We start from the raw sequence: 12,573 nt of genomic DNA on the forward strand, positions 1-12,573 counted from the left end.
CATCAAATACACCAAAAAAGCCGGGTATTTTCAGTTTCCTTTTCGTGTGTTTCGTGTGTTTCGTGGTGCCCTTCTGATGGACAAGCTGACCGAAATCATGGCCCACAAGCGGCGGGAGATCGCCCCGTTGCTGCGGCCCGTGTTCCCGGACGAACTGGCGGCGCTGGACCGCGACCTGGCCAGGCCGCCGTCCTTCCGGGCGGCGCTCCGCCGGCCCGACGGCCGCCTGGCGGTCATTGCCGAGATCAAGCGCCGGTCCCCTTCCGCCGGCGTCATCAAGGAAAATGCCTCCGCGCTCGAGCAGGCGCACCGTTACCGCGCCGCGGGCGCCGGCGCCCTGTCCATCCTCACCGACGAAAAGTATTTCGGCGGCCGCCTGGAGGACCTGCAGGAAGTCACGGGGGATTTCGCCGCGCAGGGTCCGGCCATTCCCTGCCTGCGCAAGGACTTCATGGTCCACCCCGTCCAGGTGCTGCAGGCCCGCCTGGCCGGCGCCAGCGCCATCCTGCTCATCGTCCGGGCGCTGACCGACGAGGAAATCGAGGCGCTGCACTCGGCCGCCACCGCCGCCGGGCTCGACGCGCTCTTTGAGATCCACACCGAGGACGAGCTGGCGCGCGCCGTCCGCCACGGGGCGAAGATCATCGGCGTGAACAACCGCGACCTCGCGATCTTCCAGACCGACCTCGGCCTGTCCGAGCGCCTCATTCCCCTTTTCCCGAAGGACGTCGTGGCTGTCAGCGAGAGCGGCATCGCCACCGGGGCCGATGCCGCCCGGGCCAAGGCCGCCGGCGCGCATGCCGTGCTGGTCGGCGAGTCGCTGATGCGGGCCGCCGACCCGGCCGCCGTGATCCGGGAGTTTCACCGCCATGTTTGAGCACCGCAAGGACCAGCTCCTGCCCCGGCGCGAATTCGTCCTGCGGCTGGGCTGGAGTATCGCGGTCGGCGGTGCGCTCATTCTCCTTTCGCTCAGCATCGGCCTGCTGGGTTACCATTTCATCGCCGGCCTGGGTTGGATCGACGCCTTCCTCGACGCCGCCATGATCCTGTCCGGTATGGGGCCGATTTCGCCCCTGCACACCGACGCGGCCAAGCTGTTCGCCGGCTGCTATGCCATCTACTGCGGCGTCGCGCTGCTCGGCACGACAGCCATCATCTTTGCGCCGGTGATCCACCGCTCGCTCCACAAGTTCCATCTGGAGTGGGACGACAAGAAATAGCCGCATGCCGCTGACGCCAAAAAGCACGCGCGAGCTGCTCGCCCAGCTCGGCCACGAGCCGAAGCGCTTCCTCGGGCAGAATTTCCTCGTCGACGGCAACATCGTCCGCAAATCCCTCGAGCTCGGCGGCGTCGCGCCGGGCGACACGGTCGTCGAGATCGGGCCGGGCCTCGGCACGCTGACCAACGCCCTGCTCGAGGCCGGCGCGGAGGTCTGGGCGATCGAGCGCGACTACAACCTGCACAAGCATCTCGCCGCCACCCTCGCCGCGACCAACCCGCGCCTCCACCTGATGGAGGGCGACGCCGTCGAGCACCCGCTGGCGGGGCTTGATCCTTTGGAGCGCGGGCGACCCCGCCCGCGAGACGTGGGCGGCGAGGTCGCCGCCCCTCCATCAGCCCGTCCCTTCAAGATCGTGGCCAACCTGCCCTACGCCATCGCCACGCCCTGGCTCGATGGCGTGCTCTCCGGCCCGCTGCCGGACCGCATGGTGCTCATGCTCCAGCAGGAGGCGGCGCAGCGCTACGTCGCCCGGCCGGGTTCCAAGACTTTCGGCGCCATCTCCATCTTCCTGCAGGCCGCCTATGCCGTCGCGCCCGGCCACAAGGTGGACGGCTCGTGCTTTTATCCGCAGCCGGACATCGAGTCCTACCTGCTCCACCTCACGCGCCTGCCGGCGCCGTTCACCTTCCCCGCGGCCACCAAGGCCGTCATCCGCGCCTGCTTCCAGCAGCGCCGGAAACAAATCGGCGGCCTGTTGCGCGGCAAGCTGCCCGACGGTGGCGCGGCGTGGCTGGCGAAGCTGGCGGCGGCCGGCCTCAGCGCCGCCACCCGGCCGGAGCAGATTCCCGTGGCACAGTGGCGGGAACTGACGGTCTGACGGGGTGGCTTGAAAAATCATCTCCGTCCGCTAGCTTTCACCGCCATGTTCCGCCAGTTCCTGCTTCTCACCGCCGGCGCCCTGGTGCCCGCGGCCGTCTCCGCCCAGAACGTGGAGCTGGCGGGCAGGCTGGAGGGCGACACCTACGTGTCGGCCACGGGCGAGTTCAAGGTGCCCCTGCCGGTGTTGCGCGAGCTGGGCGGCACGATCACCGACACGGAGAACGTTGTCACCTTCACCGACAGCTACAACACGCACATCAGCATCGCCTGTTTTCCCCAGGATGCCCTGCAGCGCTGGGAGTTCGAGACGCGGGGCCGGCGCGACTACCTGCTGTATTTCTTCACGGATTTCGTGCTCGCGGACTTTGCGCGGCGGTTTCCCGGTTCCACGATCGAGAGCGCCCGGTTCATCCCGGAGCTGATGGAAGGAGCCCTGGTCACCTATGCCCTTCTGCCAGGCGGTTCGTATTTCGAGCCCAAGGACAGCGCCCTCGGCCCCCCGGCGAACAAGGTCACCGCCAAGCGCGGCACGCTGCTTTTCGTGCGCAACGGGCACGTCTTTGTGCTGAGCACCGAGCTCGCCGAGCGGGCCACCCAGCGCAGCACCTATCAGGCGACCCCCGAGAAGGAAAACGCCCAGCTGACGGGCCGGCTCACGGAACTCGTCGGCCGCCTGGTCTTCCCCGGCCCCAAGCCGCACAATCCCTGAGCGTCCGCGCATGAGCGAAGCTTACGAGGAGGTCATCCAGGGCGAGATGGTCAGCCGGCGTCCGCCGCCCCTCGCCCACGAAACCCTCGTCAACCGGTTGCACGCGCTCGTGGCCACGGCCCTGGGGCCAAACGCCGCCCTGCAGCTCCTGCCGCCGCGCGCCAGCCTGCAGCTGGCCGACGACTGCGTCCTGCGGCCCGACCTCACCGTGGTCCGCACCGCGCCGGAGCTGGCGGGCTCCGCCCGTCTCTACCTTGTAGCCGAGGTGCTGCTGCCCGGCGACCACCACCTCGACACCTTCGTGAAGAAGCAGCTCTGGTCGGATCTCCGCCTGCCGCGGCTCTGGATGGTCGATCCGCGCTACCTGAACGTGGAGGTCTACGGCCTCGGGGAATACGGCTTCACGCTCGAGGATATCCTCGCCCACCACCATCCGCTCACCGATCCGGAGCTGCCCGGACTTGGTTGCAGTATGGACGAACTCTTCGCTAGGCTCTGAACTTCATCCATCCCCCCATGCTCCGCCTCCTCGTCCTCATGTGCGCCCTCACCGTGTCCGTCCCGGCCTTTGACCTGGTCAATCCCAAGCCGCCCGTCGCGGCGAAAAAGCCCAAGGACGTCACCGTCCACGAGGACAAGCGCATCGACGACTACTTCTGGCTGCGCGAGAAGGGCCAGCCGGAGGTGGTGAACTACCTCGAGCAGGAGAACGCCTACACCGAGGCCGTGCTCGCCCCGGCCAAGGAACTCCGCGCGGCGCTCTACAAGGAGATGGTCGGCCGCATCAAGGAAGACGACAGCTCCGCCCCGGTGCCTTTCCGCGGTTACGCCTATTACACCCGCACCGAGAAGGACCGGCAGTATCCGATCTATTGCCGCAAGGGCTTGGCGGCCGGCGCGGCCGAGGAGATCCTCCTCGACCTGAACAAGATGATCGGCACGAACACCTACATCTCCGTCGGGCAATACCACGTGAGCGACGACGGCACACGTCTCGCCTACGCCGTCGACTGGACCGGCTACCGCCAATACGAGGTCTTCGTCATGGACCTCGCCACGAAGGCGCTCATCCCGCAGGCGATCGGCAAGGTCGCCAGCCTCGAGTGGGGCGCCGGCCACGACGTGCTCTATTACGTGACCGAGAACGACAGCAAGCGCTCGGACAAGCTCCACCGCTGGACCCTCAGCACCGGGAAGCACGAGCTGCTCTACGAGGACAAGGACGAGCTCTTCAATCTCGACGTGCAGAAGTCGCGCGACAACCAGTTCATCTTCTGCCTCTCCGAGAGCAAGCTCACCACCGAGGTCTTCGCCCTGCCGGCCGTCAGCACCGGCACGGAGCTCAAGAGCCTGCTCGGCCGCACCGAGAACGTGAAATACTTCGCCGAGCACCGGGCCGGGAAATTCTACTACGTCACCAACCGCGACGGCGCCAAGAACTACAAGGTCGCCGCCGCGCCCGACACGGCCCCCGCCCAGCTGGCCGACATCATCCCGCACAATCCCGCCATCAAGGTCGAGGAGTTCGACATGTTCGCCGGCCACATGGTGGTCACCGAACGGGAGAACGGCCTGCCGCACTTGCGCGTCTACGACTTCGCCACCGGCCGGTCGAAGCGTCTGGAGATGCCCGACGCGGCCTACGAGGTCGGGGGCGACCGGAACTGGGAGTTCGACACCACCGAATATCGTTTCAACTACCAGTCGCTCGCCCGGCCGCCGACCGTATACGCCGCCAACCTCACGACCGGCGCGCGCACGCTCATCAAACAGACCGAGGTGCTCGGCGGCTTCGCCCCGAAGAACTACAAGTCCGAGCGCCTCTGGGCCGTGGCCCGTGACGGCACGAAGGTGCCGCTGTCCATCGTCTACCGGGCCGATCTTGACCGCACCAAGCCCCAGCCGCTCTGGCTCTACGGTTACGGCTCCTACGGGATCAGCCTGCCGGTGTCGTTCAGCTCCAGCCGTGTCAGCCTGCTCGATCGCGGCGTGATCTACGTCATCGCCCACATCCGCGGCGGCGGCGAGCTCGGCGAGGAATGGCGCGAAGCCGGCCGCATGGAGAAGAAGATGAACACGTTCAACGATTTCGTGGACTGCGCCCAGTGGCTGGTGGACCGGCACTGGACCACGCCGAAGCAGCTGGTCACCTCCGGCGGCAGCGCCGGCGGCCTGCTGATGGGCGCCGTGCTCAACCAGCGGCCCGACCTCTTCGCCGCCGCCATCGTGCAGGTGCCGTTCGTGGACGTGCTCAACACCATGCTCGACGCCACCCTGCCGCTCACCACCGAGGAATATATCGAGTGGGGCAACCCGAACATCAAGGAGCAGTATTTCTGGATGCGCGCCTACAGTCCCTACGACAACCTGAAGAAGGCCGCCTACCCCAACCTGCTCGTCAATGTGTCCTACAACGACAGCCAGGTGCCGTATTGGGAGGGCACGAAATACCTCGCCAAGCTCCGCACGCTCGACACCGGCCACAACGCCACGCTGCTCCACGCGACCATGGGTGCCGGCCACGGCGGCGCCGCCGGCCGATACGACGCCCTCAACGATGTCGCGCGGAACTATGCGTTCTTCTTGCAAGCCCTCGGTATGAGCAAATAACCCCGCTGCTGTAATTCTGAGCGCAGCGAAGAATCCATGGATCCTTCACTCTGTTCAGGATGACACGCCTTCACCCCATGAAACCTTTGCTTCTTCGCTTCTTTGTGTTCTCCGCCGCTCTGGCCGCCGTGCCCTGTTTCGCCCTGAGCCTCGCCACCTCGGTGCCCGCCGGCAAGCGCTACGGCCTCGTCATCCACGGCGGCGCCGGCGTCATCGAGCGCGCCGCCATGAGCCCGGAGCGCGAGGCCGAATACCGCACAGCCCTCAACCAGGCGTTGCAGGCCGGCTACGCCGTCCTCGACCAGGGCGGCAGCGCGCTCGAGGCGGTCACCGCCGCCATCAACCTCATGGAGGACAACCCGCTCTTCAACGCCGGCAAGGGCGCCGTGTTCAACGCCGACGGCATCTGCGAGCTCGACGCTTCGGTGATGGACGGCCGCACGCAAGCCGCCGGCGCCGTGGCCGCCCTGCACCACATCAAGAACCCCATCAACCTCGCGCGCGACGTCATGCTGAAGTCCGAGCACGTCATGCTGGTCGGCGACGGGGCGGAGAAGTTCGCCCAGTCGCTCGGCTACCAGCTGGTGCCGAACGCGTATTTCCAGACCGACTGGCGCCGCGAACAGCTGAAGAAAGCCCAGGAACAGGAGAAGGAAAAGGCCGGCAAGAAAACCGCCGCGCTGCCGGCGGCGCCCGTGGACTATTTCACCCGCACGCTCCGCTGGGGCACCGTGGGCTGTGTGGCCTTGGACCGGGCTGGCAATCTCGCGGCCGGCACCTCCACCGGGGGCATGACCAACAAGAAATACGGTCGCGTCGGCGACGCCCCGATCATCGGCGCGGGCACCTACGCCAACAACGCCACCTGCGCGGTGAGCGCCACCGGTTGGGGTGAGTTCTTCATCCGCGTCGGGGTTGCCCGCGACATTGCCGCCCAGATGGAATACCGCGGCACGCCGCTGCGTGCGGCCGCGGCCGCGACGATCGCCAAGGTCGCGCAGCTCGGCGGCGACGGCGGCGTCATCGCCCTCGACGCGCAGGGCGACATCGCGATGGAGTTCAATTCCCCCGGCATGTATCGCGCCTTCCGGTTCTCCGACCGGCCCGCAGTCATTGCCATCTACGGCGACGAGGCGAAAAACTGAGCCATGCTCCCCGACCAATCCCCCGTGGGCCTCACCCCATGAACAAGCGCGACCTCCTGGCCCGCATCAATGCCAAGCTCGCCGCCGAGTTGGAAGCGATCACCTCCGCCGCGCTCGCCACCCATGCCGAGGCCACCGACGAGGAGAACAAGGCCGAGGACAAATACGACACCCGCGGACTCGAGGCCTCCTACCTGGCCCACGGCCAGTCCAAGGCCGCCGAGGAGGCGGCGCAGGCGGTCGCCCAGTTCTCCGCGCTGCCCGTCCGGGACTTCGCGGCCGGCGAACTCATCAGCCTCGGCGCCCTGGTGCGGCTCGAGGGTCGCGGCCGGAGCCACTATTTCATCGGCCCCCGCGCCGGCGGCACGGAGGTCGACGTCGGCGGCGACCCCGTGCTGGTCATCACCCCGCAGTCGCCGCTCGGCCGCCAGCTCATGGGCCGCAAGCAGGGCGACACCCTGCAGCTGGACCTCGGCGGCAAACGCAGCGAGTTCCGCGTAAGTTCTGTTGCCTGAAAACACCAAGAAGCAAAGCAGCCAAGAGGTGGTGGGCTGTGTGATTGCACTTTGCTGCTTAGCTGCTTTGTGTTTTCCCATACTTATGCCGACTACCTACGAAACTCTCCGCGCCGACATCATCACCGCCATGAAGGCCCGCGATACGGCCACCGCCACCGCGCTCCGCACCATGGACGCCGCCATCCAGCGCGCCGCGATGGACAGCAGCAAGCCGATCGACGAGGCGCTCGTCGTCGCCACCTTCCGCAAGGCCGTGAAGAACCTCACCGACGCCCGCACCGAGTTCGAGAAGGGCGGCCGGGCCGATCTCGTCGCCGCCAACAGCGCGGAGATTGCCATCCTGGAGAAATATCTGCCCAAGGGCCTCGACCCCGCCAAGCTCGAGGCGCTCGTCGCCGAGGTCATCGCCGCCACCGGCGCCACCTCGAAGAAGGAGATGGGCAAGGTCATCGGCGCCCTCAAGCAGCGGCCCGAGGCCGCGCTCATCGACTTCGGCGCCGTGAGTAAACTCATCCAGGCGAAGCTCTCCTGAGGTTTTTAACCACGGATATCACCGGTGAACATGGATAGGGCATTCATGGCCTGTCATCCTGAGCGTAGCGAAGGATCCACGACTGCGTATGTCACACCACCAGCGAATGCATGGATTCTTCGCTGCGCTCAGAATGACAAACACGGTGATCGGGTCTGTCCTCCGTCTTCTGCCTTCCGTCCTCTGTAGATGGCTTTCATCGACCCGCTTTTCTCGGTAGGGTTTTTGCGGAAGACGATCTGGAAGCTGTGGTATCCGTTCCTCACACGCCGGCTGCGCGGCGAGGAGGTGCTGTTCCTCAATTACGCATTCGAGGCCGAGCCGCCCGTCGGGTTGCCGCTCGATACCGCTGACGAACCAAACCGCGCCTGCATCCAACTCTACCATCACGTTGCCACGCAAACCGAACTGCGCGGCAAACATGTCTTGGAAGTGAGCTGCGGCCACGGCGGCGGCGCGTCGTGGCTCACACGCACGCTGCAGCCGGTTCGTTACACCGGCCTCGATCTGAATCCCACGGGCATCAAGTTCTGCTGGCAGCGCCATCCGGTCGCCGGACTGGAATTCGTGCAAGGCGACGCCGAGAACCTGCCCTTCCCGTCGGCGAGCTTCGACGCCGTCATCAATGTCGAGGCCTCGCACTGTTATCCTGATTTCCCGCGCTTCCTCGGCGAGGTCGCCCGGGTGCTGAAACCCGGCGGTCATTTCCTCTACGCCGACTTCCGCTTTGGCGAAGGGCTCGCCGACTGGGAACAGGCGCTCGCCGCCGCGCCGCTCAAGCTACGGCACTCGCGCACCATCAACGCCGAAGTGCTGCGGGGCATGGATCGCAACTCCGAGCGCTCCCAGAAGCTGCTCGTGCGTCACCTGCCGGTGTTCATGCAGTCGCTCGGCCGCGACTTCGCCGGTATCCGGGGCTCGCGCATCTACAATGCACTGAAGGAGGACCGTCTGTCCTATCGCTCCTATTGTTTTCAGAAAATGTAGGGTCGCCGCTTGCCGGCGACCTTGGGCTGTGAGGACGAGGTCGTCGCAAGCGACGACCCTACAATTGGCGGTCTCACTCCTCCGTCACGTCCACACCCTCGAGCTCGCCGTCGTCGCTGATGCGCACGCTGACCGTCATCGGTCGGCAGCAGACCTCGCAGTCCACCGTAAATTCCGCACTACCCTCGCTGGTGTCCAGCGCGAGCGAGAACGTCTCGCCGCAGTGCGGGCATTCGATGTTGAGGGAATCGTGCATTTGACTGGGGTGGAACCGGGCCTCTGGACCGGTTTGGGTTGCTAGCCCTACTCCGTCAGGTTCCGACCCACCCCGTCGCCGGGCCTATGGCCGACAGGCCCCTCTCCGGAGGGGATTATCGCCGGCGTTGGTTTGGGTCCCCCCTCGAGAGGGGTGCCCGGCAGGGCGGGGTGTGTCGCTCGAGGCATCATATACCTGAAGGAGTAGTGCCAGACGACCGCCGCCAGGTAGGCGACGGCGATAAGAGGTGCAGGCTGCCGAGCATGGGGTTGGGGGTGAGTGAAGCGGGTCAATCCAACGGGCCCGGGGCGGTCAGGCCGGGCCAAATCCTGCTGACCGTAAGATTCGGATGCAAAGCGCCGCGCGAGGCAAGGCATGAAGCGGGATCGAATGTAGGGTCGCCGCTCGCCGGCGGACCTTCCGGGCCCAAGACTCGGTCCGGCGACAAGCGCCGACCCTACAGGCTTGGACCGGTAAAGCCCGCGTCAAAGGAAGCGTGGCGCCAGACGGCGGTTGCCTCCGCCGCCCGCTTGCGCTGAACTGCCCGCCAACCCTCCCACCCCATGAAATTCCGCCTGCTTCCCGTTCTCGGCGCCGTCTGTGCCCTTGCCGTCGCTGTCTGCGCGGCCGACAAAGCAACCCCGACGCCTGTCCTCACCACGTTCATCACCGCCAAAAAATCCTCGATCACCGTGGGCAGCGGCTCCATCGCGCTCGTCAAGGGCACCAAGCTCGAGGTGCTGGCGCGCGAGGGTGACCTGCTCCTCGTCAAGTTCCACGCCGCCCAGGGCAAGGTGCCGCTGGCCGATACCGATTTTAATCCCGATACCCCGCTGCCGGAAGCGACCCCGGCGGTGGCAGTGGTGGACAAACCTGCACCGGCGGCCGCCGTGGCGGCCACTCCGGCTCCAGCGACCGCCGCCAAGGCCACTCCCCCGCCCGCGCTCTCCCTCGACCAGAAACCCGCCAGCAACTACGGCAAGATGGTCCAGAAGGCCAAACAGGTCGAGGCGGCCCACAACGACAAGCTCGTCCAACCCTCCGACGAGATCCTCGACGATAAACCGAAGAAATAGGATTATGGTTCACCACTAATTGTCACTAATGCCTCACTCACTCCAGGGCATCTGATTAATTAGTGTGCCGTTAGCGTGGATTAGGGAGTGTTTTCAAACCCGGTTTGTCATCCTGAGCAAAGCGAAGGATCCACGGCAACGAAGGCCATATCGCGAGCGAACGCATGGATTCTTCACTTCGTTCAGAATGACAGGAAACGGGTATTTGTTGGGTTTGAAAATACTCCGTAGTGGTGACTGCCTGCTTCTCTCAGATCCCCATCTGGCTTTAGCGGCTGATTAGGCCGGCTGAAACGTCCGGCCCGGTCCACATTGCCTTTGACCGGCACCAGCGTCTGTCGTTAGGTCTTTGGCTCTTTAACTCCCAGCTCCGCGCTCCCTGCTCTCCGCTCATGTCCACGAACCCGACCATCATCTACACGAAGACCGACGAGGCCCCCGCGCTCGCCACCTACTCCCTCCTGCCGATCGTGCAGGCCTTCACCAAGCACGCGGGCATCAACATTGAGACGCGCGACATCTCCGTCGCCGCCCGCATCCTGGCCGCCTTCTCCGACCTCCTGCCGGCGGAACAACGCGTGCCCGACGCCCTCGCCGAGCTGGGCGCCCTGACCCTCAAGCCCGAGGCCAACATCATCAAGCTGCCCAACATCTCCGCCTCCGTCCCGCAGCTGAAGGAGGCCATCGCCGAGCTCCAGGCCCACGGCTACAAGCTCCCCGACTTCCCCGAGGTCCCGAAGACCGAGGCCGAGAAGGACGCCAAGGCCCGCTACGCGAAAGTCATGGGTTCCGCCGTCAACCCGGTCCTCCGCGAGGGCAACTCCGACCGCCGCGCCCCGAAGGCCGTCAAGGACTACGCCCGCGCCCACCCGCACTCCATGGGCAAGTGGTCCCCCGACTCCAAGACCTCCGTCGGCACCATGGGTCACGACGATTTCTTCTCGAACGAGAAGTCCGTCACCGTAGCGGCCGCGACCACCGTCAAAATCGAGTTCGTCCCGGCCCCCGCTGGAGACGGGACTATCAGTCCCGTGGTCGTCCTGAAGGAAAAGACCCCGTTGAAGGCCGGCGAGATCCTCGACGCCACGTTCATGAACCGGAACGCCCTCGGGGCCTTCTTCGCCCAGCAGATCGCCAAGGCCAAGAAGGACGGCGTCCTCTTCTCGCTCCACCTCAAGGCCACCATGATGAAGGTCTCCGACCCGATCATGTTCGGCCTCTGCGTCCGCGTGTTCTTCAAGGATCTCTTCACGAAGCACACCGCCACCCTCGCCCGGCTCGGCGTCGACCTGAACAACGGTTTCGGCGATCTCGTCGAGAAGATCCAGACCCTGCCCGCCGCCGAGAAGGCCGCGATCGAGGCCGACATCGCCGCCGTGTTCGCCGCCCGCCCGGGCGTCGCCATGGTCAACTCCGACAAGGGCATCACCAACCTCCACGTCCCGAGCGACGTCATCGTCGACGCCTCGATGCCCGCGATGATCCGAACCTCCGGTCAGATGTGGAACGCCCAGGGCAAGGGCCAGGACACCCTCTGCGTCATCCCCGACAGCAGTTACGCCGGCGTTTACGCCACCACGATCGACTTCTGCAAAAAGCACGGCGCCTTCGATCCGAAGACCATGGGCTCCGTCCCCAACGTCGGTCTCATGGCCCAGGCCGCCGAGGAATACGGCTCGCACAACAAGACCTTCAAGATCCCCGGCAAGGGCATCGTTCGCGTTACCGACGACACCGGCAAGGTCCTCTTTGAGCACCTCGTGGACGAGGGCGACATCTGGCGCGCCTGTCAGACGAAGGACGCCCCGGTGCAGGACTGGGTGAAACTCGCCGTCAACCGCGCCCGCCTCAGCAACACGCCGGCCATCTTCTGGCTCGACGAGAAGCGCGCCCACGACGCCCAGATCATCGCCAAGGTGAAGACCTACCTCGCGCAACACGATACGAAGGGCCTCGACATTAAGATCCTCGCCCCCGCCGCGGCGTGCCTCGCGACCCTCGAGCGCCTTAAGGCCGGCCAGGACACGATTTCGGTCACGGGCAACGTCCTCCGCGACTACCTCACCGACCTCTTCCCGATCCTCGAGGTCGGCACCAGCGCCAAGATGCTCTCGATCGTCCCGCTGATGAACGGCGGCGGCCTGTTCGAGACCGGCGCCGGCGGCTCGGCCCCGAAGCACGTCGAGCAGTTCCTGCAGGAAAACTACCTCCGCTGGGACAGCCTCGGCGAGTTCTTCGCCCTGGCCGCCAGCTTCGAGCACCTCGCCATCACGCAGAAGCACGCCCAGGCCAAAGTGCTCGCCGACACCCTCGACCAAGCCAACGGCAAGTTTCTGGAGAACGACAAGTCCCCCGGCCGCAAGCTCGGCACGATCGACAACCGCGGCTCGCACTTCTACCTGGCCCTGTATTGGGCCCAGGCTCTCGCAGCTCAAACCTCAGATCTCAAATTGCAGAGCATCTTCAAGCCCATCGCCGAAAAGCTCGCCACGTCCGAAAAACAGATTGTTCAGGAGTTGCTGGCGGTTCAGGGAAAGCCGGCGGACGTGGGTGGTTACTACCAGCCTGACGATGCCAAGGCATCCGCGGCCCTCCGCCCCAGCGCTACCCTCAACGCTATTCTCGCGCAGCTATAAGC

The 12,573-nt window shown here is 65.7% G+C and carries 13 protein-coding genes; 12 read left to right on the forward strand and 1 reads right to left on the reverse strand.

Annotated elements, in window-relative coordinates:
- The first annotated feature begins 76 nt into the window (after window positions 1–76).
- The 10 genes from trpC (at window position 77) to BLU29_RS16410 (ending at window position 8,603) form a co-directional block, all read left to right on the forward strand.
- Complete coding sequence (trpC, locus tag BLU29_RS16365) at window positions 77–877, forward strand: indole-3-glycerol phosphate synthase TrpC (RefSeq protein ID WP_091060176.1); 801 nt, start codon at window positions 77–79, stop codon at window positions 875–877.
- Window positions 870–1,220 (forward strand): hypothetical protein, encoded by a 351-nt coding sequence (locus BLU29_RS16370; protein WP_091060190.1) that lies wholly within the window; start codon window positions 870–872, stop codon window positions 1,218–1,220. Before trpC ends, BLU29_RS16370 begins: the two co-directional genes overlap by 8 nt.
- 4 nt (window positions 1,221–1,224) lie before the next feature.
- Window positions 1,225–2,100: a 16S rRNA (adenine(1518)-N(6)/adenine(1519)-N(6))-dimethyltransferase RsmA gene (rsmA, locus tag BLU29_RS16375; RefSeq protein ID WP_091060193.1), complete on the forward strand. Its 876-nt coding sequence runs from the start codon at window positions 1,225–1,227 to the stop codon at window positions 2,098–2,100.
- Between the two features lie 45 nt (window positions 2,101–2,145).
- The gene (locus BLU29_RS16380) at window positions 2,146–2,811 is read left to right on the forward strand and encodes a hypothetical protein (protein ID WP_091060196.1); all 666 of its coding nucleotides are present in this window, start codon (window positions 2,146–2,148) and stop codon (window positions 2,809–2,811) included.
- A 10-nt stretch (window positions 2,812–2,821) separates the two neighbouring features.
- Complete coding sequence (locus BLU29_RS16385; RefSeq protein ID WP_091060198.1) at window positions 2,822–3,310, forward strand: Uma2 family endonuclease; 489 nt, start codon at window positions 2,822–2,824, stop codon at window positions 3,308–3,310.
- A 17-nt stretch (window positions 3,311–3,327) separates the two neighbouring features.
- Window positions 3,328–5,421 carry a S9 family peptidase gene (locus BLU29_RS16390; RefSeq protein WP_091060201.1) on the forward strand — a complete coding sequence of 698 codons (2,094 nt, stop codon included), beginning with the start codon at window positions 3,328–3,330 and terminating at the stop codon, window positions 5,419–5,421.
- Window positions 5,422–5,498: 77 nt separating this feature from the next.
- Entirely contained in the window at window positions 5,499–6,566 is a 1,068-nt protein-coding gene (locus BLU29_RS16395) for an isoaspartyl peptidase/L-asparaginase (protein ID WP_091060204.1), read from the forward strand.
- 38 nt (window positions 6,567–6,604) lie between these two features.
- Window positions 6,605–7,081 carry a GreA/GreB family elongation factor gene (locus BLU29_RS16400; protein ID WP_091060207.1) on the forward strand — a complete coding sequence of 159 codons (477 nt, stop codon included), beginning with the start codon at window positions 6,605–6,607 and terminating at the stop codon, window positions 7,079–7,081.
- A gap of 85 nt (window positions 7,082–7,166) precedes the next feature.
- Window positions 7,167–7,616: a GatB/YqeY domain-containing protein gene (locus BLU29_RS16405; RefSeq protein WP_091060209.1), complete on the forward strand. Its 450-nt coding sequence runs from the start codon at window positions 7,167–7,169 to the stop codon at window positions 7,614–7,616.
- A gap of 189 nt (window positions 7,617–7,805) precedes the next feature.
- Window positions 7,806–8,603, forward strand: coding sequence for a phthiotriol/phenolphthiotriol dimycocerosates methyltransferase (locus tag BLU29_RS16410; RefSeq protein ID WP_091060212.1), 798 nt, complete (start codon window positions 7,806–7,808; stop codon window positions 8,601–8,603).
- Window positions 8,604–8,676: 73 nt separating this feature from the next.
- Here the strand turns inward: BLU29_RS16410 and BLU29_RS16415 are convergent, their stop codons facing one another.
- The gene (locus tag BLU29_RS16415; RefSeq protein ID WP_091060215.1) at window positions 8,677–8,859 is read right to left on the reverse strand and encodes a CPXCG motif-containing cysteine-rich protein; all 183 of its coding nucleotides are present in this window, start codon (window positions 8,857–8,859) and stop codon (window positions 8,677–8,679) included.
- Window positions 8,860–9,422: 563 nt separating this feature from the next.
- On the opposite strand from BLU29_RS16415, the gene BLU29_RS16420 reads away from it, so the two are divergent.
- Together BLU29_RS16420 and BLU29_RS16425 are read left to right on the forward strand one after the other, a co-directional pair.
- Entirely contained in the window at window positions 9,423–9,935 is a 513-nt protein-coding gene (locus BLU29_RS16420; protein WP_091060218.1) for a hypothetical protein, read from the forward strand.
- A 392-nt stretch (window positions 9,936–10,327) separates the two neighbouring features.
- Window positions 10,328–12,571 (forward strand): NADP-dependent isocitrate dehydrogenase, encoded by a 2,244-nt coding sequence (locus BLU29_RS16425; RefSeq protein WP_091060219.1) that lies wholly within the window; start codon window positions 10,328–10,330, stop codon window positions 12,569–12,571.
- The last annotated feature ends 2 nt before the right edge of the window (window positions 12,572–12,573 follow it).

The sequence above is a fragment of the Opitutus sp. GAS368 genome (assembly GCF_900104925.1).
Lineage (GTDB): Bacteria > Verrucomicrobiota > Verrucomicrobiia > Opitutales > Opitutaceae > Lacunisphaera.

Bases quoted from the DNA above. Each gene is read 5' to 3' on its own strand.
- BLU29_RS16405 (WP_091060209.1), top strand. From the start codon at position 7,167: ATGCCGACTACCTACGAAACTCTCCGCGCCGACATCATCACCGCCATG.
- BLU29_RS16400 (WP_091060207.1), top strand. From the start codon at position 6,605: ATGAACAAGCGCGACCTCCTGGCCCGCATCAATGCCAAGCTCGCCGCC.
- BLU29_RS16420 (WP_091060218.1), top strand. From the start codon at position 9,423: ATGAAATTCCGCCTGCTTCCCGTTCTCGGCGCCGTCTGTGCCCTTGCC.
- BLU29_RS16390 (WP_091060201.1), top strand. From the start codon at position 3,328: ATGCTCCGCCTCCTCGTCCTCATGTGCGCCCTCACCGTGTCCGTCCCG.
- rsmA (WP_091060193.1), top strand. From the start codon at position 1,225: ATGCCGCTGACGCCAAAAAGCACGCGCGAGCTGCTCGCCCAGCTCGGC.
- BLU29_RS16410 (WP_091060212.1), top strand. From the start codon at position 7,806: ATGGCTTTCATCGACCCGCTTTTCTCGGTAGGGTTTTTGCGGAAGACG.
- BLU29_RS16415 (WP_091060215.1), bottom strand. From the start codon at position 8,859: ATGCACGATTCCCTCAACATCGAATGCCCGCACTGCGGCGAGACGTTC.
- BLU29_RS16380 (WP_091060196.1), top strand. From the start codon at position 2,146: ATGTTCCGCCAGTTCCTGCTTCTCACCGCCGGCGCCCTGGTGCCCGCG.
- trpC (WP_091060176.1), top strand. From the start codon at position 77: ATGGACAAGCTGACCGAAATCATGGCCCACAAGCGGCGGGAGATCGCC.
- BLU29_RS16425 (WP_091060219.1), top strand. From the start codon at position 10,328: ATGTCCACGAACCCGACCATCATCTACACGAAGACCGACGAGGCCCCC.
- BLU29_RS16395 (WP_091060204.1), top strand. From the start codon at position 5,499: ATGAAACCTTTGCTTCTTCGCTTCTTTGTGTTCTCCGCCGCTCTGGCC.
- BLU29_RS16370 (WP_091060190.1), top strand. From the start codon at position 870: ATGTTTGAGCACCGCAAGGACCAGCTCCTGCCCCGGCGCGAATTCGTC.
- BLU29_RS16385 (WP_091060198.1), top strand. From the start codon at position 2,822: ATGAGCGAAGCTTACGAGGAGGTCATCCAGGGCGAGATGGTCAGCCGG.